We start from the raw sequence: 26,117 nt of genomic DNA, 5'->3' as shown, positions 1-26,117 counted from the left end.
CCCGCCGGTGCCACCGGCTTCCGCGGCCGTCTCGGCGGGGGATCAGTCGGTCGACACCGGGGTCAGCGACAGCGGCTCGACGCGGCCCTCCAGCATGGTGCCGAGGCCCTGCACCGCGCACACGTCCGGCCGCTCCGCGATGTGCACCGGCATGCCCGTGGCCTGTCGGAGCATCTGGTCGAAGCCGGGGAGCAGGGCGCTGCCGCCGACCATCATGATCCCGCGGTCGGCGAGGTCCGCGACCAGGTCCGGCGGGCAGTCCCGCAGCACCTTGCCGATCCCGTCGAGCACACCCGTCAGCGGCGTCTGGATGGCGTTGCGCACGGTGGCGGTGTCGACCAGCACGCTGCGCGCCAGCCCGGTCGCCACGTCCCGTCCGTGGATCTCGGTGGACGCCGGCCCCTGCGGGGTCAGCCCGTTGCCGGACAGGGCGAGCTGGAGCGGGCGTACGGACTGACTGGGCAGCACCAGCTCGTGCTGGTGGCGCAGGAGCTGCACGATCGCGTGGTCGACGGCCTCACCGCCGACCGGGATGCGCGCGGCGGTCACGATCGAGCCGAGGGAGAGCACCGCGACCTGCGTGGCGTGCGCCCCGCACACCATGATCATGGTCGCCTCGGGCTGCTCCACCGGCAGTCCGCAGCCGACCGCCGCGGCGATCAGCGTGTCGACGAGTTCCACCCGGCGGGCCCCGAGCCCCACGAGGGTCTCGATCGCCGCCCGCTGGGCCAGCGGATCCGCGTCGTGCGGGGTGCAGGCGGCGGCGCGCAGCCGGGGCTTTCGGCGCAAGGCGCGGCGGATCTTGTCACCGAGCAGGTGCCGCAGCATGCGCTGGGCCATCTCGATGTCGACGACCGTGCCCCCGGACACCGGCCGCACCACGCGGATGTAGCCGGGGGTGCGTCCGGTCATCTTCTCCGCGAACTCGCCGACCGCGATGAGCGCGCCGGTGCGGGTGTTGACCGCGGCGGCGGACGGCTGGTCCACGACCAGCCCGACACCCTTCACGTACACGCGGGTCCGCGCCGCGCCCAGGTCGACGGCGAAGTGGCAGCGGCGCAGCTGCTCCAGACTGGCGGTACTGGCGGTCATGGCAGATCCTCCCGAGAGCGCGGACCGGAGGGCCGCCCGGCGGCCGGCCTCCTACGCATCCTGTGCGGGGCCCGGGGCGGGCGCCTTCTGGAGGGGGCCGGGCGGGGGGCCGCTGAACGGGGGGTGCGGGCGGCCCGGCCGGGCGGTGCGCCCCTGAAGGGGCGTGCGGTCAGGTGTCCTCCACGGCGGCGAGCAGCGGACGGAGGTCCGAGACGAGGAAGACGCCGTCGTCCGCCGCTCGCAGGTCCCGCCGGACCCGCTCGCCGCGCCAGTACCCGATGAACGGCATGCCGGCCGCGCGGGCGGCGGACTGTTCGGCGGTGGAGGAGCCGACCAGCACGCACGCGCCGGGCGCGACGTCGAACCGCTCCAGGGCCCGGTGCAGGACGTCCGGGTCGGGCATGAGGCGGGTCAGGTCGGCGTCGCGGCCGTGGACGCCGCCCGGCAGAGCGTCCAGCAGGCCCCGCCGCCGCAGATGGGCGGTGACGGGGCCGCGGGCCCGGCCGGTCACCACGGCCACGGGCACCCCGCGGACGTGCAGGGTCCGGACCAGCCGGTCGGCGAGCGGGGTGGGCCGCGCGGTGCGCGCCGCCCGCGCCTCGTGCCGGTCGAGCCGCAGCCGCACGTCACCGGCGAGCCGGTGCCCGGCGAGCGCCCGGACGAAGTCGAGGGTGCCGGCGTACCCCTGCGACGTGACGCGGGGCAGCGGCACCCCGGCCAGCGCGTCCCCGGGATCGCGCTCCTCGACCAGGAGCCGGGCGATGTCCAGCATCACCTCCCGTTCCGCGGCGGGCCGGTAGAGCCGGGCCAGTACGTCGTCGAAGCCGAGGAGGACGCAGCGGGCACCGGCGACCAGGTCCGCGGCGGAGGCCGGGCGGCGCGCCCGGGCACGGCTCGGGGCGCCGGAACCGGCCCCCTCGACCAGGTGGTACCAGCCCGTGCCGTCGTCCAGCGGCCGGAAGAGACCCGGGGGGAAGGCGGGGCCGTCCTGCCCCTCCTCGTCCACCTCGTCGTAGTAGATCGCGTCCGAGACGGCGACGACGGCCGGGGCACCGGATGCCCCCCACACGGCGTCGACCGACTCGGGGTCGGCGCGGAAGACCTGCTCCTCGCCGTTGCCGTCCACCGAGAACTCCACCTGCCAGAACTCGGCCCGCAGCCGCGGGCCCCCCGCGAGCGCCGACTGCCCCGGGAGTCCCTCCAGGGTGGCCCTGAGCAGGCCGGCGGCCGCCGTCCGCGGCTCCAGCAGCACGAGGACGCCGTCGGGGCCGTCGTGGATCTCGTAGGCGGCGGTTTCGAGCCCGCTGTCCGTCAGCAGACGGGTGACCACGCGTCGCAGGGCGGCGCGCGCCTCGTCGTCGAGGGTGCCGCCGACGAGCGTGTAGCGGGCGCAGTCGCGGTAGTCGGTGTCGAAGCCGGCGTCGTCGTCCGCGTCGTCCGCGTCGTCCTCGTCGAGGTCCGCCGCCGCGACCGCCGCCAGGACCTCCGTCCGCTCCAGGGCGTCCCCGGGGTCCGGCCCCGTATCGGAAGGGGGCCCGTCCCCCCACGGCGCGCTCCCGGCGAGCGCCTCGGCCGTCTCCGCCGCCTCCTCGGTCGGGCCCTCCCGCTCCCCCGACAGGGGCGTCCACAGGTCGTCCTCCGTGAGGAAGGGGCCCTCCGGCAGCTCGTCCGGCGCGGAGACGGCGCCGTCCGACGCGGACGGGGCCTCGTACGCCTGCCACGGGGCGTCGTCCACCGGGCCGGCGTGCTCCTCGCGCAGCTCCCGGCCCAGCGCGGTCAGGGCCGGGCTCCGCCCCCCGGTCAGCTCGTACTCCTCGTACACCTCCAGGGCCTCCTCGCCCCGCCCCTGGCGACGTAGCGCGATCATGTACAGGCGCCGGAAGTCCTCGCGGTGCGGATGGGTGTTCAGCAGGCCCGCCAGGTCGGTGGCGGCCCGGTCGTACGCACCGAGGGCCAGGTCGAGTTCGGCGCGCTTGGTGTACAGCGCGAGGCGCAGCCGGGTGAGGCGGGTGCGGGCGGTGCGGGCGGCGGGCCCGGGCACGTCGGCGAGGGGCTCGGTGCCCTCCCAGAGGGCCAGCGCCCCCGTGACATGGGCGCGGGACTCGGTGAGCGCGCCCGACAGCCGCGCCGCGTCGGCGCGCCGTACCAACTCGTCGCAGTGCACCACGTCCACGTCGTCGGCGCTGGTGTGCAGGGCGTATCCGTGGGCGGACGTCGCCAGGACGCCGGGGCCCAGCGCGTCCGCCAGGCGCGTCGCCAGCCGGGTCAGTTCGCCCCTCGGATCGCGCGGTTCGTCGCCCGGGTCCCACAACCCCCACCTCAGCTCCTCGTGGGTCACCGTGCGGCCGTGCTTGAGCAGCAGCATGGCCAGCAGCGCGCGGACCTCCGGCGCCAGCGCGGGTGTGCCGTGCGGGAGGTCGACCCGCAGGGGGCCGAGGGCGTGGTAGCGGCGCGGCACGTACGCCTCGCCCGCCAGGGCCGGCAGGTGCGGGTCGGCGAGCAGTCCCAGGCCCCGGGCCCGGGTCGCCGACGAGGCGGACATCAGCTGGTCGAAGGCGTGTGCGTAGTGGATGCGCAGGGCGTCGGGCAGCCGGTCGAGGCGGCGGGAGTCGATCGGGACGGTCAGGTGCGAGGTCCCGGAGGTCAGCGTCAGCAGAACGTCGCACAGGGCCCGCAGGTCCTCGGCGCGTCCGGCCGGGCCGGAGGTCCGCCCCGGGGCGAAGAGGCTGAGCCGGGCCGTGCCGTCCGGCAGCAGGACCACCTTGGACGCCTCCAGACCGCCGTGCGTGACGCCCGCCGCGTGCAGGGCGGCCAGCCCCCGTGCCAGCTGGGCGCCCACCGACACCGTCAGCGGCGGCGGCAGACGCCGGTCGGCCGACCGGGCGAGCGTGTTCAGCGCGATGCCGTCGAGGTGCTCCATGACGACGTACGGCACGTCGCCCTCGATGCCGCAGTCCAGGACGGTCACCACGTTCGGGTGCGCGATCTCCGTCAGGCGGTGGGCATCCCGGAGGAACGCCTCGCGTGCCGCGGGGCCGTCCTTCGCGCCGTGCAGCCGGATCGTCACCGTCCGGTTCGTCTGGTTGTCCTCGGCCAGCCACATCCTCCCGGTCGGCGCCAGCCGCCGCACCGGCCGGTAGCGCGCGCCCAGCGCGGCGGGGAAGGGCGACGGGGCCGGGGGCCGCTCCCGCGCGGCCAGTTGCCGGGCGCTCTCCTGGCTGATCGCCGCGAACGCCTGCTTGCCGTCGGCCCGTTCGGTGCCGTCCCGGTCGGGGATCAGCGCGCGGAACTCGCCGGGGGCCCGCCCCGCCCGCTCGTCGATCAGCCCGCCGGTGCGCAGCAGCAGGTCGTGGGTGCGGTTGCGGGCGGTGCGGGGCAGCCCGCGCAGGAGCAGGTCGCGCACGCCGGGACGGAACGCGTACGAGCCGGGCGGCCCGGCGACCGTGGTGAGCAGGCCGCTGAGGATCACCTCGGCCAGGTGCTGGGGCAGTGGGTGCGGTTCGACGGCCGCCTGCACCAACCGCATCACCGGCAGGTCCGGACGCCCGAGCGCCAGATGGCCGGCCAGCCGGAAGGCCGGCGGGGACGCGCTCGCGCGAAAGCGCAGGACCAGTTCCTCGGCGGACAGGCGCGCCACGTCGGTGCGGTCGTCGGCGTCGGCCGGCAGGGGGCGGTGCAGCGCGGCGGCCGCCGCCGGGTACGCCGTGCCGCCCGGACCGGCGACCAGCGCGGCCCAGTTGGCCAGCCATTCCGGCCCCGGTTCCAGGACGGGGACGTGCACCGCCGTCCCGGGCGTCCGGGGAGCGGTGCCGTCGTACGGCGTGAAGGTGAGCGACGCGCTGGGCGCGGCCCGGTGCGGCGCCGACAGCCGGCCCGGGACCGGGGGCAGTGCGGTGTCCCGCCACAACTGCTCCGGCAGCGGCTGGAGCACGGCCAGGGGTGTCCGGTGCGCCCAGCGGCGCAGCGTGTCGAACCAGCGGGTGCCGGCCGGGCCCTCGCGCCACTGCGGTCCCATGCAGTCGCTGATCAGCAGGGTGACCGTACGGCCGTCGGAGGGCGTGTCGGCGCCGCCGCCGCGGACGCTGCCGTCGGGGTCGGCCCGGTGCAGGGCGACCGTGCGGAAGACGCCCGACTGGACCAGGGCGGCGTGCAGTTCGCGCACGAGGGGCTGCCAGACGGGCATCGTGGGGCCCGCGTCGGCCACCAGGTCCAGCCGCAGCCAGCGCTCCCGCACGGGGCGCAGCACCGGCAGCCACCACCGGGGGTCGGCGCCGAGCCGGGCGATGCGGTCGGCGGTCGCCGCCTCGTCCACCTCGTGGCCGACCGGCGCGTCGGTGCGGCGCTTGAGCGGACGCAGGGCGCGTTGCAGGGCCAGGGGGTGGCGCAGCATGGGCGGAGCGGGCGCCAGCAGGGCGCGGTGCGGTTCGGCCGCCGAGGTCCTGGGGGCGGGTGCCGGGGCGGGCAGGCGCAGCGGGGTGCGGAGGGTGTCGGGCACGGGGGCCGGTTCGGCCGGCCGGCCGGGCCGGGGCGCGCGGTCCTGCCGCCGCCGCTGGTCCTGCTCCGGCGCCGTCCGGGGCGCGGGCGGGGTCGGCCCGGGGGCTCGCGCCTCCTCCCCCGGGAGGGGCGCGTCCGTCCCGGCGGTGCCCATCTGCCCGGCCAGCCAGAGGACTTCGGCCAGCTCCAGCGGGGTCGGGCGCGCGTCCGGATCCGTCCGGCCGAGGATGTCGGCCAGGCGGGGCAGGGGCGCCGGGGACCCGGGACGGTCGGCGGGCATCAGAACGCGTCGGGCTGCGCCGAGCGGCCCAGGTACGGCATGAGCTGCTCCGCCAGCTCGTCCAGGGAGTCGGCGCCCAGACCGGAGGAACGGGCCAGGTAGATCGCGTTGAGGAGCTGGTCCGTGGCCAGTTCACCGCTGCCAACCCGGGACAGGAACCGGTCGATCAGCCGCTGCGCGTACGCGTCGGGCCGGCCCAGGTGGGCGCGGACGATCTCGGTGAGGTGGTCGTCGTCCGGCTGCCGCAGGCGCAGCGAGACGCAGCGGCGCAGGAAGGCGGGCGGGAACTCGCGTTCGCCGTTGCTGGTGAGGACGACGAAGGGGAAGGCCCGGCAGCGGACCCGGCCCCGCTCGACCGGCACCCGCTGGTCGGTGCCGTCGATCAGCACCTCGGCCCGTCCGCCGGGGGTGTCCCGGGAGGCCCGCACGAGTTCGGGGATCTCGTACTGGCCCTCCTCCAGGACGTGCAGCAGGTCGTTCGGCAGGTCGAGGTCGCTCTTGTCGATCTCGTCGATGAGCAGGGCGCGCGGGCGGGTGTAGGGGAGGAGGGCGGTGCCGAGCGGTCCGAGGCGCAGGTGGTTCTCGATGCCGGCCCCGGCCGCCGGCTCGTCGGGCCGTTCCGCCGCCTGGTGTGCCGCGTACAGGCGGGAGAGCGGGTCGTACGCGTAGAGGCCGTCGTGGAGGGTGCTGCGGCTGGTGATGTTCCACCGGAGGACCGGGCCGAGCCGCAGTTCCCGGGCGACGGCGTAGGCGAGCGACGACTTCCCGGTGCCGGGAGGGCCGGTGACCAGCAGCGGGCGCCGCAGGTAGAGGGCCGCGTTGACCAGCTGCACCGTGTCCTCGGTGGCCTGGTAGGTGGCGGCGCGGTGGACCCGGTCGGGCGAGGCGGCCGGGGTGTCGCCGTCCGGGTCCGGCGGGTCGAGCACGGGGTGGCCGTCGAAGGCCCGCCAGGGCGGGGGAGGGGGCAGCTGCGCGATGCCGTCGTGCGGGACCGGCGCGCCGGTGTAGACGGGCCACAGGGGCATGGTTCTTCACTCCGAGCGATCGGTGCGGTGGGGCTTCGGCGGGCGGTGGGTGGTCCGGCGGCGGGGTGTCCGGTGGGGTGGGGGGGGTGGGGGGCTGGACGGTGGTGGGCCGTTCCCGGGCGGGGCGGGCGGCGGGCGGTCAGCCGACGGGCGAGTGCAGCAGGGCCGTGGGCTCGGCGAAGCAGCGGGGGTCGTCCCACAGGAGCTGGAGGTCCCTGGCCCAGTGCCCGTCCGGGTCCTCGGCCGCGTCCGCCGTCTCGCGCAGCTCCATGACCAGGCGGGGGAGTTCGGACGGTGGTACGCCCGCCACGGACACGGCCAGCTCGTCGAGGAAGGCCGTGCCGGAGCAGGGACCGTCGTGCCCGTCACCGGGGCACCCGCCGCGTGGCCACAGCAGTACCGGGACCGGCACGTGCAGACCGACCTCGAAGTGTTCGCGCGCCACCCCGGGCGGGGTGGCGAAGCCGGCCAGCTCGGCGTCGTCCCGCAGCCGCTTGCGCAGTCCGGCCGGCCGCTCGCGGGTCCCGCAGTCGACGCGGTGCAGTGTCCCGCCGGGGCTGACCCCGAGCTTGCGCCACTTCTTGCGCAGCTGGTGGCGGAGGCGTCCGCTGCGGTGGCGGTTGCGGTCGGTCACCACCAGCGGGTAGGCGCAGCCCAGGGGCGTGGGGTCGTCCTCGCTGCACGCCCAGTGCGTTACCGGCTCGTTCAGCCACTCGCGCGGCAGCACGAAGGTGAGCAGCTCCTCGGCGCCCGGGTCGAGCTGGGCGAACGCCTCGTCGATGCGCTCCTGCACGAAGGAGCGCACCGCGCCGCGGGCCAGCCGGCGTGCGCCCACGGGGCGGCGCTGCCCGTCCCGGTAGGCGGACACCTCGACGGTGACCTGGTCGGCGCCGGCACCGCTGTGGTCGATCTCCACGACGATGGGCGACCAGGTCGCCGGGCGGGGCGGCGGGGCGTGCAGCAGCGCCTCCAGCCGGTCGGCGAACCGGGCCACCGCGTCCGGCTCGGGCACCTCCCACTGCACGTAGGCGGCGGCCTCCCGCAGCGAGGCGAACCCGCCGTCCGGGGGCGGAGGCGCGAAGGCGTCCATCGCGGAGACGTAGAGCCGCTCGGGGTCGCAGGTCAGGCCGGTCTCCTCGGCCCGGCGCACCAGCGCGTACAGGCGCCTGCGCGCGTCCGCCCGGTGCCCGGGCGTGGGCACCAGCTCGCCCAGCTCCGGCCAGTAGCGGGCCATGACCTCGACGGGCAGCATCCGGCCGACGCGGACGTCCTTGGCGCCGGCGACCGCCGAGACCATGCCGACGACCGTGCCGTCGGCCAGGGTCGCCGCCGCGCCGCTGAATCCGGCGGCCAGCGGCTGCCCGTGCCCCGTGAGCGCCTCCAACTGCACCCACTCGTCCGAGATGAGCGGGCCGGGCAGGGCCCGGTAGGAGGCGAGCATGCCCTCGTCGTACCCCTTCGGGAAGCCGTAGGCGACCAGTTCGGGGACGGGCGCGGTCCGCTCCGCGCCGGGGCGGGCGAAGGCGGCGGGGCTGAGCGGCACCTCGCGGTCCAGCTCCAGCACGGCCAGGTCGCCCACGTCGGCGGCGCCACCCCGCCAGCCGCCGTGCACGGCGACCGTGGCGGACAGCTCGCCCAGCTCCCGGCGGCCCGGGAAGGAGACCGTGACCTCCGCGTCCCCGCTCCACCTGACGACATGGGCGCAGGTCAGCAGCCGACGGGCGGAGACCAGGAACCCCGCGCCGACCTCCTTGCCGCACGCGACGCGGGCGTGCCAGGCGGCACCGCTCATGACCGGCCGGCGGCGTCCGGGCCCAGCGGGCGGGTGGGCGACGACTCCGGCGACCAGCTCAGCCGCACCACCAGGTGCCCCTCCGCCGAGCCCTTGGCGATGACCGCGCCGGCCTCCGCGCTCAGCTTGACGCCGAACTCCAGTTCCACCGAGTCGGGTCTGAGCGAGCCGTCACGGAAGACCCGCAGCGCGGACGCGGCGGCGGCCCGCACGCCGTCCAGGGAGTCCTCGAAGGTGCGCGCCGCCCGAGCCGGTCCGTCGCCGCGGGAGACCAGTCGTGCGCCGTCCTCGCCCTCGACGCCCTCGACGACCACGTGCACGCCGTCCTCGGTCCTGAACTCGACCAACCCGTCCATGGCGCCGCTCGCTCCCCGTGTCCGTCCGTACCTGTGCGGAATGCCATTGTGACGGACGGTACTTGGGCGTGTCCCGCGTTCCCCGGCCGGTCCGGACCCGGACTGGCGGAAACCCGCCAGGGCGCCATTCCGCCACGTCCGGTCAACTCGTCCGTCCCGTACGCCCCCTGAGACTGCTCGCAGCACTCTACGACGACACGAAGAGAGACGTGGATGAGCAGAGGACCAGTCAGACGCGGGGCGACCCTCCTGTCGGCGGGGCTCGTGATCGCGCTGCTGCCGGCCGGGACGGCGGCGGCGCAGGATCCACCCATGGGCAAGGCACGCACCCCGGCCGCTGCCGCCGCCGACACCGTCACCCTCGTCACCGGTGACCGGGTGACCGTGACCGAGCTGGGCGGCGGCCGGAGGACCGTCACCGTGGAGCGGCCCGAGGGCGCCACCGGGGCGGTGCACACCCGCAGTTCCGGCGGCCGGACCACGGTCGTACCCGACGAGGCGCTGCCGTACCTGCGCGACGGCAGCCTCGACGAACGGCTCTTCGACGTCGGTGAGCTGATCGAGCAGGGGCTCGGCGACTCGGCGACCGGTGAGCTGCCGCTGATCGTGACCTACGAGAAGGGCACCCGGGTGGCCACCCCGCGCGGCACCCAGCGGACCCGGGCGCTGCCCAGCGTGCGCGGGGCGGCCGTCGAGGCCGACAAGGGGCGGAACTTCTGGCGGGAATTCACCCGTCGGGGCGCCGGTATCGACGGAGTGTGGCTCGACGGTCGGGTCACCGCCGCGATGGCCGGGTCCAACGCGCAGATCGGCACCCCCGAAGCCTGGCAGGCCGGACTGACCGGCAAGGGCGTCACCGTGGCCGTGCTGGACAGCGGCGTCGACGCGGGCCACCCCGACCTCGCCGGGCGGGTCGCGCAGAGCCGGAGCTTCATAGCCGGGGAGGAGGTGGCCGACCGGCACGGCCACGGCACGCACGTCGCCTCCACCGTCGGCGGCAGCGGCGCGGCCTCCGACGGCGCGGAGCGGGGCGTCGCGCCGGGCGCCACGCTCGCGGTCGGCAAGGTCCTCGACGACTCCGGCTCGGGCAGCGAGTCCGAGATCATCGCCGGCATGGAGTGGGCCGCCCGGGACGTGGGCGCGGACATCGTCTCCATGAGCCTCGGCTCGACCGAGGCCAGCGACGGCACCGACCCGATGGCCGAGGCCGTGAACACCCTGTCCCGCGAGACCGGTGCCCTGTTCGTCATCGCGGCCGGGAACACCGGCGCCCCGTCCTCCATCGGTTCGCCCGGCGCCGCGGACGCCGCGCTGACCGTGGGCGCCGTCGACTCCGCCGACGAAGCGGCCTACTTCACCAGCGCCGGACCCCGCCACGGCGACAACGCCCTGAAGCCCGACCTGTCCGCCCCCGGTGTCGACATCCTCGCCGCCCGGTCCCGGCTCAGCGAGGGCAGCGGCGACTACACGTCGATGAGCGGTACGTCGATGGCGACGCCGCACGTCGCCGGGGTCGCCGCCCTGCTCGCCGAGGAGCACCCCGACTGGTCCGGCGCGCGGCTCAAGGACGCGCTGATGTCCTCGTCGAAGCGGCTCGACGCCTCCGCCTACCACCTGGGCGCGGGCCGGGTCAGCGTGCCGGACGCGATCGGCGCCGCCGTCACCGCCACCGGCAGCGCGGACCTCGGCTTCTTCGCCTGGCCGTACGAGGGCAACGAGCCGGTCACGCGGACCGTCACCTACACCAACGACTCCGACTCCGCGGTCGAGTTGGCGCTGTCCGTGCAGGGCGCGCCCGAGGGCGTCGCCACCCTCGCCGACACCGTCCTCACCGTGCCCGCGCACGGCACCGCCTCCACGACCGTCACCGGGGACGGCGCCAAGGCCCCGGTCGGGACGACGAGCGGCCGGATCGTCGCGACCGGTACGGACGGCACGGTCGTCGCGCACACCGCGTTCGGCATGGTCAAGGAGGAGGAGCGGTACACGCTCACCGTGCGGGTCAAGGACCGCGCCGGTGCGGCCACGCCGGCCGACCTGGTGGTCCAGAAGCTCGCCGAGGGCGTCGACCCCGTCCCCGCGCACGTCGGCGAGTCGGGCACCCTGGAGCTGCGGCTGACCCCGGGGACGTACAGCCTCACCTCCTTCCTGGACGTGCGCGGCAGCCGCGGCGCCGACTCGCTCGGGCTCGGCTTCCTCGCGGCGCCCGAGGTCGTCGTCGACCGGGACCGCGAGATCACTCTCGACGGCCGGACGTTGCGCGAGATCGGCGCCGACGTCGACCGGCGCACCGAGACGCGGCAACTGCTCATGGAGTACGACCGCAGCGGCGGCGGCTCCGACCTGTTCGGCGCGGTCCAGGTGCCCCTGACGTACGACAGCGTCTTCGCGGCGCCCACCGGCCGGAAGGTGACCGAGGGCGACTTCGAGTACCGGACCGTGTGGCGGCTGGGCAAGCCGCTGCTGGAGGTGAAGGGCGTCGGTGAGGCCACCGTCCAGTCGGGCGGCACCCTGATCGAGGGCCGCAGCCGGCTGCCGCTGGTCGACGTCGGGGACGGCCCCTTCCCCGGCGGTGTCCGGGGCAAGGCGGTCCTCGCCCGGCTCACCGAGGGCACCGAACCGGCCGATCTCGCCCAGGCCGCCCAGGACGCGGGCGTCAAGGCGCTGTTCGTGACCGACGACGCGCCCGGCCGGCTGATGCGGTGGTGGGGCACGGACGACAACGCCGACCGGCCGCTGCAGATCGCCACCGTCGGCGCGGCCGACGCGGAGCGGCTGCGGGACGCCGGGCGGGTCGACATGACCGGCACGCGCAACACGCCCTACACGTACGACCTCTCCGAAGGGCACCGCGGTGCCGTGCCCGACCGGGACCTCACCTACGAGCCCGGCCGCCGGGACCTCGCCGAGCTGCGCACCCGCTACCACGCGGCCGAGCCGGCGAGCGGCGGTGAGTTCCGTTACTCGATCACCGACGCCTTCCCCGTCGGGCTGGGTTTCCGGGAGCGGATCGACTACCCCGCCGAGCGCACCGAGTACGTGTCGACCGGACCCGGTCAGCTGTGGCACGAGTCCGTGACGGCCGCCGGCGACGCACTGGAGCAGCGGTCCGGGACCGTCCGGTACGAGGGCGGCTCGCGCGAGGAGCTGAACTGGTTCAAGCCCGTCTGGCACCCCTACCTCGGCACCGGGCTGGGCTGGGGCCAGCAGCGCGCGGGCGACCGGCTCCAGTTCAACGCCCCCGGGTGGGGCGACTCCGGCCCCGACCACACCGGCTTCGGCGACGTGTGGAGCGAGGGCAGCGGGATGTCGCAGACCACGTCGGTGTACCTGGACGGCGAGCTGGTCGACCAGGGGCCGTCCTCCGCCGCCTACGTGTACGGCGCGCCGGCCGACGCGCGCACGTACCGGCTCGTCACCGACACCGCGCTCGACGCCGGACGCTGGAAGCTCGGCACCGAGGGGCACGCCGAGTGGACGTTCCGCTCGGCGGCCACGCCCGGGGACCGGTGGACGTATCTCCCGCTGATCAACCTCTCCTTCGACGTCGACACCGACCTCGCGGGCGAGGTGCGCGGCGGGAAGAAGGTGCGGATCGGGCTCGGCGCGCAGTACGTGGCGGGCGCCCCGGACACCGGGCGGCTCGGCGGCGGGAAGCTGGAGGCCTCCTACGACGGCGGGAAGTCCTGGCAGCGCGTGTCGCTGCGCGGCGGTGACGGGCCGGCGTCCTGGCAGGGGACGCTGAGCGTGCCCCGCCACGCCGAGCACGTGTCCTTGCGGGCCTCGGCACGGGACGACCGGGGCGGCTCGGTCACGCAGGAGATCGTGCGGGCGGTGGCCGTGCGCTGACGCGGGCCGTTCGCCGGTACGCGGACGGCGCCGCCTCCCTGGGACGGGGAGGCGGCGCCGTCGTGTCTCCCGGACCGTCAGACCAGCCAGCCGACGAAGTGGACGAGGCCGGCGAGGATGTCGGTGAGAAGGTTCATGATCGTGCAGCTCCTTGCGCTGTGCATGTGGGGGCCACCCTGGGTGGGACCCCCGGGGGACATGTGCGTCGATCACGGTCTGCAGCCCGTCGCTCGCACACCGTGAGTATCGCTGGTCCCGGCAGCCGCATTCGCTCCTACGGGCGACGATCACCTGTTCCAGGGAACAACTGATCGCCTGTTCGGATCACGCCCAGCTCCGCCAAGTCCTGCGGCCGCAGCCGCAGTTGGTCCGCCGTCGCCTCCACCTGCTCGGGCGGGCGTTTGAGGATCGCCGCCGCCGACTCCGGCGCGATGACGGAGAAGTAGCTGTCCGGGGTCGCCCAGGTGCTGCCGGGCGCGGCCAGCGCCAGCGCCCCGCCCGAGCCGCCCTCGCCGATCACCAGCGTGGTGACCGGCGTGCTCACCGACGCCACCGCGGTGAACAGGTCGGCGATCGCCGCACCCGCGCCCTGCCGTTCCGCCGCCGCGTCGTTCGCCGCGCCCGGGGTGTCCACCAGGGTCAGTACCGGGACGCCCAGCCGGTCCGCGAGCCGGATCAGCCGGGCGGCGGTGCGGTACCCGGCGGGCCGGGTCGCCGTCCCCGTCTGGGCGGCGTACGCGACCGTCCGCCCCGCGTGCTCGCCGAAGCCGCAGAGCATGCCGTCCGGGTCGGCGCCCCCGCAGCGGTCGCCGGAGAGGGCGACCCGATGGGTGAAGTAGGCGTCCAGGTACGCCCCGGCGCGCGGTCGTTCGGGGGAGCGGGCCCGCCGCACCGCGTCCCAGCCCGTCTCCGGCAGGTCCCGCGCGCCGAGCGGTGCGGGCACGGGTGCCGGGTCGTCGGACGGCGCCGTCAGCAGCCGCAGCCACCGGCCCAGCGTGCCGCGCAGCTCCCCGGGCGGCACGACGGCGTCCGCGCTGCCCACCGCCACCTGCGCCTCGGCCGTGTACGCCGCCGGATCGGCGTCCGGCGGCCGGACCCGGGAGCCCGCGAAGCCGACCTGGGCGCCGGGCAGCGCGAGGACCACGTCGGCGCCCGCGCCCAGCGTCGCCCAGCCGCCCCCGGTGGCCGGGTCCCGCAACACGGCGATCTGCGGCAGCCCGGCCGCGCGGGTGAGCGCCGACTGCCGGGCCACGCGCTGGAGCTGGGTCAGCGCGAGCATCCCCTCCTGCATCCGGCTGCCGCCCGTGGCGACCAGCGGCACCACCGGCAGCCGCCGCTCGCGCGCGTGGGCGTACGCCGCCTCCAGCCGGTCACCGGTGCGCCGGCCCAGCGAGCCGCCGAGGAAGCCGAACTCGAAGGCGAGGAACACGGCCGGGGTGCCCAGGACGTGCCCGGTCCCGCAGACGACGGACTCCTCCTCGCCGGTGCGCCCGGCGGCTCGGGCGCGGGCGGCGTCGTAGCCGTGCCAGCCGAGCGGGCCGTCGGGCTCCGACGTGCCCGGGGGGTGCGGCAGTTCGGTGAAGTCGTCGGTGAGCAGGGCGAGGAACGCGCGTGCGGACAGGCGGTCAGTCATGGCTCAGCGCCCGCTTCATGATCTTCCCCATGTCGTTGCGGGGGAGGGTGTCCAACAGGCGCAGGACCCGGGGCCGCTTGTGCGGGGCGAGCCGGCCGGCGACGTGGTCGGCCAGCGCGTCGAGGGTCGGCGGCGCGGCGGGGTCGGCCGGCACGATCCACGCCACGATCCGCTCACCGAGGTCGGGGTCGGGCTCGCCGGTGACGGCGGCCTCGCGCACCCCCGGGTGTTCGAGCAGCGCGTTCTCGATCTCACCGGCCCCGATCTTGTAGCCGCCGCTCTTGATCAGGTCGGTGGCCTTGCGGCCGACGATGCGGACGTAGCCGTCCGGGTCGCGCACCGCCATGTCGCCGGTGCGGAAGAAGCCGTCCGCGGTGAAGGCGGCGGCGGTGGCGTCGGGGCGGTTCAGGTACTCGGTGAACAGGTTCGCGCCGCGCACCTGGATCTCGCCGACGCTCTCCCCGTCCGGCTCCGCGATCGGTGTGCCGTCGTCCTCCACCAGCCGCAGCTCCACCCCCGGCAGCGGTACGCCCACCGTCCCGGCGCGGGGCTCGCCGTCCGCCCGCACGCTCGTGTTCATCAGGGTCTCCGTCATGCCGTACCGCTCGATCACCCGCCGGCCGGTCGCGGCGGCGATCCGCTCGTGGTCGTGCACGGGCAGCGCGGCCGACCCCGACACCAGCAGCCGGGCCCCGGCCAGCGCCTTCGCCAGCTCCGGGTCGCCGGGCAGCGCCTCGGCGATCCGGTGGTACATCGTCGGCACCCCGAACAGCATGGTCGCGCCGGCGTTCAGCTCCCGCGCCGCGCCCTCGGGGGAGAACCTGCCCAGGTGCCGCACGGACCCGCCGCGCCGCAGCGGACCGAGGACGCCGAGCACCAGTCCGTGCACGTGGAACAGCGGAAGCCCGTGCACCAGCACGTCCTCGCCGGTCCACGCCCAGGCGTCGGCGAGCGCGTCCAGGGTCGTCGTCAGCGCGCGCCGGGGGATGACGGCGCCCTTGGGCGGCCCGGTGGTGCCGGAGGTGTAGACGACGAGCGCGGGGTCGCCGTCGCCGGCGCGGTCGTCCCCCGGCGCGCGGACCGGCCCGCGGGCGGCCACGTCGACGTCGACGCGCTCCAGGCCGGCCAGGGCGGGCGGCAGTTCGTCGCCCGGGGCCGCCAGGACGAGGGACGGCTCGCTGTCCGACAGGATGTGCGCGAGCTCCTTGTCGCCCGACTTCGGGTTGAGCGGTACGGCGGGGACGCCGGCCAGCAGCGCGGCCACCACGGCGACCGCGGTCTCCAGCGCCGGGGTCGCCCAGACGGCGACCCGGCCGGCGGCCCCGATCCGGCCGGCCGTGCCGCCCGCCGCGGCGGCCAGTTCCGCGTAGGTCAGGGAACGCTCGCCGAAGCGCAGGGCGGGCCGGTCGGCCGCGGCGCTCGCGGCCGGGAGGAGGGCCGGGAAGAGAGAGGACACGCGTCGTACTCCTTGGTCGTTGCTCGCTGTCACCGGATTACCGGTCGTCCGACGGGACCTACCCGAAGCCGGGCACCACCAGCACCAGCCAGGCCAGCGCGGGTACGGCCGCCACCACGATCCCTCCGTACACCATCAACTGCCGGAAGAAGCGCTCTCGATCGACGTCGGGGGCCGCGGCCAGGACCAGTGCCCCGTTCGTCGAGAACGGACTGACGTCCACCACCGTCGCCGAGACCGCGAGCGCCGCCACCATGCCGACCGCCCCGATCTCGCCCTGCGCGAGGAACGGCACCGCCAGCGGGATCAGCGCCCCCATGATCCCCACCGAGGAGGCGAAGGCCGAGACGAGCGCGCCGATGTAGCAGAGCAGCACCGCGGCCAGCAGCGGTACGCCGATGCCGCCGACGCCCTCGCCGGCCCAGGTGATGGTGCCCATCTCCTCCAGCACGCCGACGTACGTGAGGACACCGCAGATCAGCAGGACCGTCGACCAGGCGATCTCGCCGACCGCGCGGCGGCTGTCGTCCGGCCAGACGGTGCTCAGTACGACGGCGAGGGAGACCGCGGTCAGGCCCGCGTCCAGGTCGAAGCCGAGGACGGCCACGACGAGGGCGACCAGGGCGACCAGGGTGGCGGTCCGGGCGGGGGTCAGGCGCGGTCCCGCGCCGTCGTCGCCGCAGTCACCGCCGTCGCCGGCGGTGTCCTGGCCGGGGCGGACGGCCACGGCGGTGGGGGCGGTGCCGGTGGCCGTACCGGTGCCGGTGGGCACCGTGCCGGAGGTGCCCGTGGCCGGGCCCGCCGTCCCGGTCTTCCCCGTCCCCGCCGTCCCGGTCTTCCCCGTCCCCGCCGTCACCGTGCCCGCACTGCCGTCGCCCGTCCGACCGCCGTCCTCCGGCGCCACCGCCCCCCGCGCCCACAGCTTCCGTCCGCCGAAGAGCGCGAACAGCACGCCCGCGATGAGGAGGTTGGCGATCAGCGAGGCCAGGAAGAGGGTGATCTCGCTGCCCGGCAGGTCCTCGCGCTCGACGATGCCGTTGACGATCGAGCCGTAGATGCTGATCGGCGAGAAGCCGCCCGCCTGCGCGCCGTGCACCACCATCGTGCCCATGAGCAGCGGGCTGATCGCGTACCGGGTGGCGAAGCTCAGCGCGACCGGCGCGACGATGGCGACCGCCGCCGGGCTCACCGCGCCGATCGCCGTGAGGGCGCCGGTGAGCGCGAACATCACCCACGGGATCAGCGCCACCCGCCCCCGCACCAGCCGGACGGCCGCGTGCACCAGCCAGTCGGTGGTGCCGTTGGCCCGGGCGATGGCGAACAGGTAGGTGACGCCGACGAGGACGACGAACAGGTCGCCGGGGAAGCCGGCGAAGATGCCGTCCGCGTCGAGGTCGGCGACGAGCGTACCCACCCCGAAGGCGGCGGCGAAGGCGAGCGCGCCCATGTTGACGGAACGGGTGGTGGCGATGACGAACACCACGACGAGGACGAGGATCGAGACGAGTTCGGGGGACATGCGGGGGCTCCCGAGGGCTGACCTGATTGGCTGAGTGGCTGAGCCACTTGAGTCGTGCGGTTGGTCGGTCAGCGTGGGCCCGCGCCGGGCGGCCGTCAAGGGGTCGCGCACGAATTGGCTCAGCCACTCGGCCACCCGCCGCCCGGTGCTACGCTCCCGGCGAGAGGGGGACCTCGTGACCGACGCCCTGCGCCCCATGGCCAAGCAGCGCCTGTACGAACAGGTGCTGGAGCGGCTGCGCCAGTACGTCACCGACGGCGGTCTGCGGGCCGGGGACCGGCTGCCGCCCGAACGGGACCTCGCCCAGCGGCTCGGCGTCAGCCGGGCCTCGGTGAAGCAGGCGATCGTGGTCCTGGAGGTCCAGGGACTGGTGGAAGCGCGGCACGGCGGCGGGACGTACCTGGTCCGGGACAGCCTCGACGTGGAACCGGTCGAGGACATGGTGGAGCGCCGGCGGCGGCTCCCGGACGTCCTGGAGGCCCGCGAGGCGCTGGAGACGAAGCTCGCCGAACTGGCCGCCGAGCGGCGCACGGAGGACGACCTGGCGGCGATGCGCTCCGCGCTCGCGGTGATGGCCGAGGAGATCGAGCGGGGCGACCACGGCGTCGAGGGCGACCGGCTGTTCCACGCGGCGGTCACGGCGGCGGCGCACAGCAGTCTGCTCGCCGAGTTCATGCGCTCCATCGCCCACCAGATCGCCGAGAGCCGCACCGAGTCCCTGCGCCAGCCGGGCCGGCCCGGCCGCTCCCTCGCCCAGCACCAGGACATCCTCGACGCCGTCGCGGCCGGCCTGCCCCGGCAGGCGGCCGGCGCGATGCGCCGCCACGTCCGCACGGTCGCCAAGGTCCGGCTGCTGGACTGGGACCCCGGAGAGGAGCGGTAGCCGGACCCGGCGGCGGACGGGGTTGCTAGCCTGCGGAGCCGTCACCCGCGCCGTACGAAGAGGGAGCCCGCCGTGCCCCGGATAGCACTCGTCACCTGCCGCCCCGGCCCGCAGATCAGCGTCGACCGCGATCTGCCGGTGCTCGCGGGGGCGCTGGAGGCGGCGGGGGCCGAGGCGTCCGCCGAGATCTGGGACGACGAGGAGGTCGACTGGGCGTCCTTCGACCTCGTCCTGATCCGCTCCACCTGGGACTACAGCTGGCGGGCGGGCGAGTTCACCGCGTGGGCGGAGGAGTGCGGCAAGCTGACGCGGCTGTCGAACCCGGCGGCGGTCGTGCGCTGGAACACCGACAAGCGCTACCTCGGCGACCTCGCGGCGGCCGGTGTGCCCGTCGTCCCCACCCGCTGCATCGCCCCCGGCGAGGCGCCCGACCTGCCCGACGGCCACGAGTACGTCGTCAAGCCCACCTCGGGCGCCGGGGCCCGCTTCGCCGCCCGCTACACGCCCGACGAGCACGCCACCGCGCGGCGGCAGGTGGAGCGGATGCACGCCGAGGGGTTCACGGCGATGGTGCAGCCCTACATGCGCAGCATCGACACCGCCGGGGAGCGGGCGCTGCAGTTCTTCGGCGGGCGCCTGCTGCACGCCTCCCGCAAGGGCGCCGTCCTCACCCCCGGGACGCCGTACGACGAGCGGAAGGTCGCGCACCCCGGCCTGGAACCCTGGTCCCCGACCCCGGCCGAACGTGCGGTCGCCGAGAGCGCCCTGGCCGCCGTACCGGACGCCCCCGAGCTGCTGTACGCCCGGGTGGACCTGGTGGACGGGGAGGACGGGCGGCCCCGGGTGATGGAGCTGGAGCTGGTCGAGCCGAACCTCTTCCTGTGGCTGCACGAGGAGTCGCTGCCGCGGGTCGTCGAGGCGGTGCTGGTGGCGGCCCGCTAACGGCCCCCGACGGCCGTCCGCTGGAGCAGCCCCCAGGTGAACTCGGCGGTGACCTCGTGCCGTCGGCCCCGCGCGTCCGGTGCGGCGAGGGCGAGCCCCCAGCGGGTGGGGGCCGAGCCCTGGAGGGGGCGGGCGGGTGCGAAGGCGCGGGCGACCTCGTCGACCGTGCAGGACCAGGGGGTGAGGTCGTCCAGGGTGCGCAGCTCCGGCCCCTGGGCGCCGGGGGCCCGCACCAGCCACTCGTTCCAGACGACTCCCCGGTCGGCGACCAGCACCTCGAAGCGCAGGTCGGGCCAGAGGGGAAGCCGCCACCGCCGGGCCTCGCACTCCAGGTCGCCGATCCGGCGCGGCGCCGACGACTCGGGTTCGCCGAGGACGGAACGGTACCGGGAGGCGGCCGAACGGGCGCGCGGCGAGCGGAGCATGGCCTGCCAGCGCTTGTTCGCCTCCCGCTGGTCCGCGAGCGAGGCGCCCAGCGCGCGGCGGGCGTCCTCCACCAGCCCGGGGTTGTGGTCGGCCATGCGCCGCAGCAGCACCAGCTGGAAGTCGAGCGGGGTGAAGGGGGCGGGGGGCCGCTGACCGGTGGGCATGGGGACCATCGTCGCCCACCGGCCGGGCGGGCGGTGCGCGGACGCACGCCCATTGCCCCGGGAAACGCGATGTGAGTAGCCTGTGTTCGCTATTCCGATCGCCTGTTGAAATTTCGAACACTAAGGGAGGGGGCCGGACATGGGACGCCTCGTACCAGCCGTGACCCGGGCTCTCGACATACTGGAGCTCTTCCTCGACGGGGACGGCACGCTCTCCGCCCCCGACATCGTGCGCCGGCTCCAGCTGCCGCGCACCACCGTGCACGAACTGGTCACCACGCTCTCCGCCCGCAAGTACATCGTCCCCGTGGCCGGTCAGCCCGGACGGTACCGGCTCGGCGTGCGGCCGTACCAGCTCGGCGCCCGCTACGCCGAGCACCTCGACCTCGCCGCCGAGGGCCAGCAGGTCGCCCGGAGCGTCGCCGAGACCTGCGACGAGACGGTGCACGTGGCGATCCTGGAGGACACGGACGTCATCTACATCGCGAAGGTGGACTCCACGCACGCGGTGCGCATGGTGTCGGCGGCCGGGCGCAGGCTGCCCGCGCACTGCACGTCCGTCGGCAAGATGCTGCTCGCCTCCCTGCCCGAGCCGGAGCTGGCCGCCCGCTTCCCCGACGACGCCCGGCTGACCGCGATGACCCCGAACAGCATCACCGACCCGGCCGCCCTGCGCGAGGCGTTGGCCGGTATCCGGGAGCGGGGCGTCGCGGTGGAGAGCCGCGAGTCCAACCCGGACGTCTCCTGCGTGGCCGCCCCGGTCCGCGACCGCAGCGGCCGGGTCGTCGCCGCGCTGTCGATCTCCGTGCCCATGATCCGCTGGAGCGAGGAGCGTCTCGGCGAGCTGGAACGGCTCGCCGTCGGGGGTGCGGCCGACCTGTCCGAGCGGCTCGGCCACCGGAGCGCGGCATGAGCGCGAGCCGTCCGCCGTACGAGGTGGCCGTCCGGGCGGAGGCGGCTCTCGGCGAGGGCCCCACCTGGGACCCGGCGACGGGACGCCTGCTGTGGATCGACATCCTCGCCTCCCGCGTCCACACCTACGACCCGGCCACCGGCCGGCGTACGGTCCGCCGCACCGAGCAGCACGTCGGCGCCGCCAAGCCGCGCGCGGGCGGCGGGCTGGTGCTCAACCTGCGCGACGGGATCGGCCTGGTCGACCCCGACGACACCTTCCGCTGGCTGCACCGGGAGGTCGTGCCCGGCCGCCGCGGCAACGACGCCGCGGTCGCCCCCGACGGCACCCTGTGGGCCGGCACCATGCGCTACGACGAGGCGACCGGCGGCGGGACGCTGTCCCGGGCCGCGGGGGACGGCACGGTCACCCCGGTGCTGACCGACGTCACGGTGAGCAACGGCACCGGCTGGAGCCCCGACGGCCGGCTGATGTACTACGTCGACACCCCGACCCGGCGCATCGACGTCCTCGACGTCTCCCCTGCCGACGGCCTGGTCTCGGGGCGCCGTCCGCTGGCCGTGATCGAGGACGGCGCCGGCTTCCCCGACGGCCTGTGCGTGGACGCCGAGGGCTGCGTCTGGGTCGCGCTGTGGGACGGGGGCGCGGTGCGCCGCTACACCCCGTCCGGCGACCTGGACCGGGTGATCCCCCTCCCGGTCCCCCGGGTCACCGCCTGCGCCTTCGGCGGCCCCGGTCTGACCGACCTGTACCTCACCACCGCCCGGGTGGGACTGGCGGCACCGCACCCGCTGGCGGGCGCGGTGCTGGTGGTGCCGGACGCGGGGCGGGGGGTGCCCCAGCCGGCGTTCGCGGGCTGAACGGGCGGCGGGGCCGGGGCGGGTGGCCTGCCGCAGGCGCCCGGCCGCTCACGCCCCCGTGCGGTCCAGCCCCCGCAGCACCTCGCGCTCGCCGGGCGTCAGCGGCGGCTGTGCCGGTGGCGGGAGCGCGGGACCGGCGAGGGCGGCCAGGACCGCGTCGGGACGGAACAGGCGGGTCGGCGGCGTGCGCATGCTGGTGACGTCCCACAGGGCCGAGGCCGCCGCGTACGAGCCCGTCGCCGCCCTCGTCAGGCGCCGGGTGTACACCGTCACCACGCGGTCGGCGGCGCCCGGCCGCCCGCCGCGCACCCCCGGGTAGTGGACGTCCTGGCCGACGGCCAGCGACCACGCCGCGTCCACCGAGCGGGCCGCGCCCCGCAGCACCCGCCGGCCGAGACCGGGCGCGCCCGGACCGCCCCGCTCCAGCTCCCGGCCGAGGACCCGCGCTCCGAACGCGGCCACCGTCATGCCCTGCCCGTACGCCGGATTGAAGGTGGCCAGCGCGTCCCCGAGGACCACGAACCCCTCCGGCCAGTGCGGCGACCTCTCCAGGTACCGCCGCACGTTGCTGGTCGACCGGCTCAGGTGCACGTCGGTGAGCGGCTCGGCGCCGGAGATCAGCCGTCCCACGATCGGGTCCGGCAGCGCGAGCGTGTACCGCAGGAAGCCCTCCGGGTCCGCCGGCGGCTCACCACCGCGCGAGCCGCCGCAGCTCACCAGCCAGCGGCCCCCCTCGACCGGCATCACCATCGCGCTGCGGGCGGGCCGGGACACGTACGGGTCGGCCTGCACGACCGTCAGCGGGAACCGCTCCGCACCCACCGGGACCCGGTAGACGCGCGAGGCGTTGACCAGGCCCGAGTCCACGGTCCGCTCCCGGACGCCGGACAGCCCGAGCCCGTCCAGCCAGGCGACGACCCGCGTGCCGCGTCCGCTCGCGTCGACGACCAGGTCGGCGTCGAGGTCCGTGTCCCCGCCGGGCGCGGCGATCCGCACCCCCCGCACCCGCCCCGCGTCGCCGGTCAGCCCGATCACCGCGGCCCGGCGGATCCCGACGGGTCGGTGTTCGAGCACCGCGGCCCGCACCGTCCAGTCCAGCAGCGCCCGGGTGCAGGTCAGCATCACGGGCCCCTCGCGCCGCCATCTGCGCAGCCAGCCCTCGGGCGTGCGGGCCAGCATGCCCGAGCTGAGGGACACCTCGTGGGCTCCGGCGGCGACCAGCCGCTCGCGCAGGCCGAGGCCCGGCACCAGCTCCTCCATGGCGGCCAGGCCGCCGGCCATGAGCAGATGCGCGTGCCGCCCCTGCGGCAGCCCGCGCCGGTGCTCCGGCCCCGGCGGCAGCTCGTCGCGGTCCACCACCACCACCTCGTCGACGCCCGCGGTGGACAGCACGGCCGCGGCCAGCATGCCGGCCAGACCGGCACCGACGACGACAGCTCTACGCGACATGGGGCTCCTCGGGTTCGGCCAGGGATCCGGTCAGGGAGGTGCGCGCCGCTCCGTCGGGCGCGAGGGCCCCGGCGGGTGGACGCACCAGCGCCTGCGCCAGCTCCACCAGCCCGCTCGGGCCGGAGACCTCGGTGGCGTGCAGCCGGTACGAACCGGCGCTCTCGGGTGGTTCCTCACGGGCGCGGGCCCGCCGCGCGGCGTCCGCGAGCATCGCCGCCTCCGCCGCCAGCCGGGCCTCGTGGGGAGTACGGCCACCGCGCAGGGCCGCGTCCCGCACCCGCTCCCGGACCCGGTGGTCGAAGTACGGCGCCAGCGCGAGCAGGGCGTCGTGGATGGACACCTCGCGCCACTGGAGGCGGGCCCGGGGCAGCTGCCACCGGGCGGCCGGCGGTCCGGGGGCGGTGGACACCGGCTCGACCAGGGACCACAGCGGCTCCAGCCGCCGGTAGTCCTCCAGTCCCCGCCAGTGGGCGACCACGGGCGGCAGCAGCCTCGGCAGCACGAACCCCGCCGAGACCAGCAGGGCCGCCAGCGAGGCCATCGGCGGGGCCACCGTGGTGGACAGGAAGTCGAGGTCGTGACCCGTCCAGCGCGCCACGACCGCCGTGTACTTCGCCAGCTGGAACCCCACCACGTCCAGCAGCGCCCCCAGCAGGATCAGCCGCAGCCCGGTGCGCAGCAGCCCGCCCACCTCGCGGCCCCACTTGAGGCAGACGGCGCACATGACCAGCATCGCCGCGCTGTGGCCGAGCAGGTACAGCAGGATCATCTCGCGCATGAACGGGGTGCCGGCGTAGTACGTGTCGAGGTCGGTCAGCCGCTCGGTGTGCGCGTCGGCGAGCGTGAACAGCACGACGATGGCGACCACCAGCAGCCCGTAGGCGGCCATGCTGCGCAGCACCATCCGCCGCACCCGCGCGCGGGGGCCGCCCCGCCAGTTGATCAGCAGCACGAGCACCGCGCAGCTGTACGCGGAGAGCATGCCGTAGGTCAGCGGGGCGCCGAAGTTGGGGACGCCGGTGAGGTCGTTGACGGTGGCGAGGGTGGCGGGGGCCGCGCAGACGAAGACCAGGGCGCCGAGGACGACCGCCGCGCAGGTGGACAGGGTCAGCGGGTTCCGCATGGCCGTGCGCGGCCGCCGGAACAGCAGGACGGACGTCATCCCGAACACCAGGGCCGCCAGATACACGACGAGGCTCACGCCGCCCTCCTCCCTTCGCCGGGGGCCCGGTTCACGGGGTCCCCGCCGTGGTCGTACCGCTCGGCACCGCGGGGACCGCGGGCACCGGCGCGGTGCCGGCCAGCGCGTCGGCGATCCGGTCGAGGACGGCCGGGCCGGGCAGCCGGGCCGTGCCGCGGGCCGCCGGGTGCCGCCCCGCCGGGTCCGCCTCGCGCCGTACCGCGTCGCTGATCACGGCGGCCCAGGCGGCGGCCTCGGCCCGCTCCGGGGCGTCGGTCGCCGCCAGCGCCCCGGCGTGGACCCGGTCGTACAGGTCCCCGTCGAAATACGCGTCCAGGTGGCCGAGCGCGTTGTGGATGCTGGTCCGGCGCCACATCAGCAGGGTGGCGGGGGAGGCGAACCGGGGCCGGGGCAGCCTGAGCGCCCGGCGGGTGAGCAGACCGTCCAGCGCCCGCTCCAGCGGACCGAGCCGGGCGTACGCCCGCCGCGCCCGCCGCCACGCGGTCACCCGGGGCGCGAGCAGCGGGACCAGGACCCCGACGACCGTCAGCAGGGCGCCGAGGCCGGCGGCGGCCGGGGAGACGGTGGTGCCGAGCGCCGACCAGTCGTGCCCGGACCAGCGGGCGCCCACCGCGACGAGCTTGACCACGCTGTAGCCGGCGCCGCACAGCGAGCCGATGCCGAGCAGGGTCAGGCCGGCCCGCAGCCCGCCCCGCACCCGGCGCGCCCAGCGCAGCGCGGACACCGCGGTGACGGTCGCCGCGGTGAGGTGCGCGACCAGGTACAGGACGATCATCTGGGCGAGGAACGGCGTGCGCGCGTAGTAGGTGTCCAGGTCGGTGCGGCGCTCCTCGGGCGCGTCGCCGAGCGCGAAGGTCCCCGCGATGCCGAGGACCACGAGGGCGTAGGCGAGGGCCCAGCGGCGGGCGGTGCGCCGCACCCGGGGCCCGCCGCGCCAGTGGACGACGAGGATCTGGGAGGCGGCGCAGTACCCGGTGATCGCCGCGTAGGTCAGGGGGGCCGCCAGGTTCGGCACCCCGCTCAGCCGGTTGACGGCGCCGACCGTCGGCGGCGCCCCGAGCAGGAAGCAGAGGCCGGCCAGCCCCAGCACCGCGCACAGGGCGCGCAGGTACGGGTCGCGGCGGTGCCGGAGCAGGTCGGGGGCCTTCACCAGCAGACCGAGCCACAGCACTCCGCAGCTCACGTAGTTGATCAGGGCGTTCACCGCGTGGTCCCGCGGTAGTTGAGCGCGGCCCCGATGCGTCCGGCGAGGTCCTGGGGGTCGTCGGGATCGCCGCCCTCCGCGGCGAAGACCGAGTCGGTGGAGGCCTCCAGCCAGGTGCGCAGCCGACCGCCCATCAGCATGCCGAAGCGGTCCGCCTCCTGCTCCTCGGCGAGCGAGAAGTCGGTGCGCGCGGCGACGGGCCGGGGCTGTCCGCCGGCGGCCTCGTCGGGGGCGGAGCGGCGGCGGCTCATGTGCCACACCTCGTGGCAGAGGATCACGATCTGGTGCCACACGGCGGCGCGTTCGTCCACCACCACGTCGTCGTGGTGCTCGCGCTCCAGCCACAGCCCGCTCGCGGTGTGCGGCGGGAACGCCGCCCGGTGCACGACCACGTCGCGGCCCCGCCAGGCGCTGACGGAGGCGACGAGCGCTTCGAACAGGACCTCGGGATCCGCCGGTACCGGCACCCGGATGGGGTCGATGAGGGCGTCAGCGAGACGACGCATCTCCTTCCTGGTACGCACCGCTGTCTCCCTGTTCGCCTGGGTGTGGCTCGGTCACCAGTGCAATATGCCAAGA

Annotated in this window: 19 protein-coding genes; 5 read left to right on the top strand and 14 right to left on the bottom strand. The window is 75.9% G+C overall.

Annotated features, from left to right (window positions below; all coding sequences use genetic code 11):
• Positions 1-42: 42 nt before the first annotated feature.
• The 5 genes from ACGF5T_RS12485 to ACGF5T_RS12465 all read right to left on the bottom strand — a co-directional run bounded on the left by ACGF5T_RS12485 (position 43) and on the right by ACGF5T_RS12465 (position 9,039).
• Entirely contained in the window at positions 43-1,092 is a 1,050-nt protein-coding gene (locus ACGF5T_RS12485; protein ID WP_356603137.1) for a rod shape-determining protein, read from the bottom strand.
• A 169-nt stretch (positions 1,093-1,261) separates the two neighbouring features.
• Complete coding sequence (locus tag ACGF5T_RS12480) at positions 1,262-5,866, bottom strand: SAV_2336 N-terminal domain-related protein (protein ID WP_366766547.1); 4,605 nt, start codon at positions 5,864-5,866, stop codon at positions 1,262-1,264.
• A complete protein-coding gene (locus ACGF5T_RS12475) occupies positions 5,866-6,891 on the bottom strand; it encodes a MoxR family ATPase (RefSeq protein ID WP_366766548.1) in 1,026 nt (341 codons plus the stop codon). The genes ACGF5T_RS12480 and ACGF5T_RS12475 overlap by 1 nt, the downstream gene beginning before the upstream one ends.
• 139 nt (positions 6,892-7,030) lie before the next feature.
• Complete coding sequence (locus ACGF5T_RS12470; protein WP_356603133.1) at positions 7,031-8,683, bottom strand: trypsin-like peptidase domain-containing protein; 1,653 nt, start codon at positions 8,681-8,683, stop codon at positions 7,031-7,033.
• Complete coding sequence (locus ACGF5T_RS12465) at positions 8,680-9,039, bottom strand: CU044_2847 family protein (RefSeq protein ID WP_361014582.1); 360 nt, start codon at positions 9,037-9,039, stop codon at positions 8,680-8,682. Before ACGF5T_RS12465 ends, ACGF5T_RS12470 begins: the two co-directional genes overlap by 4 nt.
• Before the next feature lie 213 nt (positions 9,040-9,252).
• Here ACGF5T_RS12465 and ACGF5T_RS12460 point away from each other — a divergent pair, with 213 nt between their 5' ends.
• The gene (locus tag ACGF5T_RS12460; RefSeq protein WP_366766549.1) at positions 9,253-12,888 is read left to right on the top strand and encodes a S8 family serine peptidase; all 3,636 of its coding nucleotides are present in this window, start codon (positions 9,253-9,255) and stop codon (positions 12,886-12,888) included.
• A gap of 77 nt (positions 12,889-12,965) precedes the next feature.
• Here ACGF5T_RS12460 and ACGF5T_RS12455 read toward each other — a convergent pair whose 3' ends face one another.
• The 4 genes from ACGF5T_RS12455 to ACGF5T_RS12440 form a co-directional block, all read right to left on the bottom strand.
• Positions 12,966-13,088, bottom strand: coding sequence for a hypothetical protein (locus ACGF5T_RS12455; protein ID WP_356603127.1), 123 nt, complete (start codon positions 13,086-13,088; stop codon positions 12,966-12,968).
• Between the two features lie 74 nt (positions 13,089-13,162).
• Positions 13,163-14,521, bottom strand: a complete 1,359-nt coding sequence (locus tag ACGF5T_RS12450; protein ID WP_366766550.1) for a carboxyl transferase domain-containing protein — start codon at positions 14,519-14,521, stop codon at positions 13,163-13,165.
• Positions 14,514-15,977: an acyl-CoA synthetase gene (locus ACGF5T_RS12445; RefSeq protein ID WP_366766551.1), complete on the bottom strand. Its 1,464-nt coding sequence runs from the start codon at positions 15,975-15,977 to the stop codon at positions 14,514-14,516. The genes ACGF5T_RS12450 and ACGF5T_RS12445 overlap by 8 nt, the downstream gene beginning before the upstream one ends.
• A 58-nt stretch (positions 15,978-16,035) precedes the next feature.
• On the bottom strand, positions 16,036-17,496 hold the full coding sequence (locus tag ACGF5T_RS12440; protein ID WP_366766552.1) for an SLC13 family permease: 1,461 nt from the start codon (positions 17,494-17,496) through the stop codon (positions 16,036-16,038).
• A gap of 175 nt (positions 17,497-17,671) precedes the next feature.
• On the opposite strand from ACGF5T_RS12440, the gene ACGF5T_RS12435 reads away from it, so the two are divergent.
• Positions 17,672-18,379 (top strand): FadR/GntR family transcriptional regulator, encoded by a 708-nt coding sequence (locus tag ACGF5T_RS12435; protein ID WP_356603119.1) that lies wholly within the window; start codon positions 17,672-17,674, stop codon positions 18,377-18,379.
• 72 nt (positions 18,380-18,451) lie between these two features.
• Positions 18,452-19,321 carry a hypothetical protein gene (locus tag ACGF5T_RS12430; RefSeq protein WP_366766553.1) on the top strand — a complete coding sequence of 290 codons (870 nt, stop codon included), beginning with the start codon at positions 18,452-18,454 and terminating at the stop codon, positions 19,319-19,321.
• On the opposite strand, the gene ACGF5T_RS12425 is transcribed toward ACGF5T_RS12430, so the two are convergent.
• Entirely contained in the window at positions 19,318-19,920 is a 603-nt protein-coding gene (locus tag ACGF5T_RS12425) for a hypothetical protein (RefSeq protein WP_366766554.1), read from the bottom strand. The genes ACGF5T_RS12430 and ACGF5T_RS12425 overlap by 4 nt on opposite strands.
• Before the next feature lie 130 nt (positions 19,921-20,050).
• Between ACGF5T_RS12425 and ACGF5T_RS12420 the strand changes: the two genes are divergently transcribed.
• Positions 20,051-20,824, top strand: coding sequence for an IclR family transcriptional regulator (locus ACGF5T_RS12420; RefSeq protein ID WP_356603113.1), 774 nt, complete (start codon positions 20,051-20,053; stop codon positions 20,822-20,824).
• Positions 20,821-21,684 (top strand): SMP-30/gluconolactonase/LRE family protein, encoded by an 864-nt coding sequence (locus ACGF5T_RS12415; protein WP_356603111.1) that lies wholly within the window; start codon positions 20,821-20,823, stop codon positions 21,682-21,684. Before ACGF5T_RS12420 ends, ACGF5T_RS12415 begins: the two co-directional genes overlap by 4 nt.
• Before the next feature lie 48 nt (positions 21,685-21,732).
• Here ACGF5T_RS12415 and ACGF5T_RS12410 read toward each other — a convergent pair whose 3' ends face one another.
• Genes ACGF5T_RS12410 through ACGF5T_RS12395 form a run of 4 tightly spaced genes read right to left on the bottom strand, consistent with a single transcriptional unit; the run spans position 21,733 to position 26,062 of the window.
• Positions 21,733-23,133, bottom strand: coding sequence for an FAD-dependent monooxygenase (locus ACGF5T_RS12410; protein WP_366766555.1), 1,401 nt, complete (start codon positions 23,131-23,133; stop codon positions 21,733-21,735).
• On the bottom strand, positions 23,123-24,334 hold the full coding sequence (locus tag ACGF5T_RS12405; protein ID WP_356603107.1) for an MAB_1171c family putative transporter: 1,212 nt from the start codon (positions 24,332-24,334) through the stop codon (positions 23,123-23,125). The genes ACGF5T_RS12410 and ACGF5T_RS12405 overlap by 11 nt, the downstream gene beginning before the upstream one ends.
• A 31-nt stretch (positions 24,335-24,365) precedes the next feature.
• On the bottom strand, positions 24,366-25,538 hold the full coding sequence (locus ACGF5T_RS12400; RefSeq protein WP_366766556.1) for an MAB_1171c family putative transporter: 1,173 nt from the start codon (positions 25,536-25,538) through the stop codon (positions 24,366-24,368).
• Positions 25,535-26,062 carry a toxin gene (locus tag ACGF5T_RS12395; RefSeq protein ID WP_366766557.1) on the bottom strand — a complete coding sequence of 176 codons (528 nt, stop codon included), beginning with the start codon at positions 26,060-26,062 and terminating at the stop codon, positions 25,535-25,537. Before ACGF5T_RS12395 ends, ACGF5T_RS12400 begins: the two co-directional genes overlap by 4 nt.
• Positions 26,063-26,117 lie beyond the last annotated feature (55 nt).

The sequence above is a fragment of the Streptomyces sp. NPDC047853 genome (assembly GCF_043204535.1).
GTDB lineage: Bacteria > Actinomycetota > Actinomycetes > Streptomycetales > Streptomycetaceae > Streptomyces.
This window is presented reverse-complemented; position numbering and strand designations above follow the sequence as displayed.

What these genes read in the sequence shown, in the direction of transcription:
- ACGF5T_RS12465 (WP_361014582.1), bottom strand. Translation starts at nt 9,039, where the DNA reads ATGGACGGGTTGGTCGAGTTCAGGACCGAGGACGGCGTGCACGTGGTC.
- ACGF5T_RS12450 (WP_366766550.1), bottom strand. Translation starts at nt 14,521, where the DNA reads ATGACTGACCGCCTGTCCGCACGCGCGTTCCTCGCCCTGCTCACCGAC.
- ACGF5T_RS12480 (WP_366766547.1), bottom strand. Translation starts at nt 5,866, where the DNA reads ATGCCCGCCGACCGTCCCGGGTCCCCGGCGCCCCTGCCCCGCCTGGCC.
- ACGF5T_RS12440 (WP_366766552.1), bottom strand. Translation starts at nt 17,496, where the DNA reads ATGTCCCCCGAACTCGTCTCGATCCTCGTCCTCGTCGTGGTGTTCGTC.
- ACGF5T_RS12485 (WP_356603137.1), bottom strand. Translation starts at nt 1,092, where the DNA reads ATGACCGCCAGTACCGCCAGTCTGGAGCAGCTGCGCCGCTGCCACTTC.
- ACGF5T_RS12420 (WP_356603113.1), top strand. Translation starts at nt 20,051, where the DNA reads ATGGGACGCCTCGTACCAGCCGTGACCCGGGCTCTCGACATACTGGAG.
- ACGF5T_RS12410 (WP_366766555.1), bottom strand. Translation starts at nt 23,133, where the DNA reads ATGTCGCGTAGAGCTGTCGTCGTCGGTGCCGGTCTGGCCGGCATGCTG.
- ACGF5T_RS12425 (WP_366766554.1), bottom strand. Translation starts at nt 19,920, where the DNA reads ATGGTCCCCATGCCCACCGGTCAGCGGCCCCCCGCCCCCTTCACCCCG.
- ACGF5T_RS12460 (WP_366766549.1), top strand. Translation starts at nt 9,253, where the DNA reads ATGAGCAGAGGACCAGTCAGACGCGGGGCGACCCTCCTGTCGGCGGGG.
- ACGF5T_RS12455 (WP_356603127.1), bottom strand. Translation starts at nt 13,088, where the DNA reads ATGTCCCCCGGGGGTCCCACCCAGGGTGGCCCCCACATGCACAGCGCA.
- ACGF5T_RS12415 (WP_356603111.1), top strand. Translation starts at nt 20,821, where the DNA reads ATGAGCGCGAGCCGTCCGCCGTACGAGGTGGCCGTCCGGGCGGAGGCG.
- ACGF5T_RS12475 (WP_366766548.1), bottom strand. Translation starts at nt 6,891, where the DNA reads ATGCCCCTGTGGCCCGTCTACACCGGCGCGCCGGTCCCGCACGACGGC.
- ACGF5T_RS12470 (WP_356603133.1), bottom strand. Translation starts at nt 8,683, where the DNA reads ATGAGCGGTGCCGCCTGGCACGCCCGCGTCGCGTGCGGCAAGGAGGTC.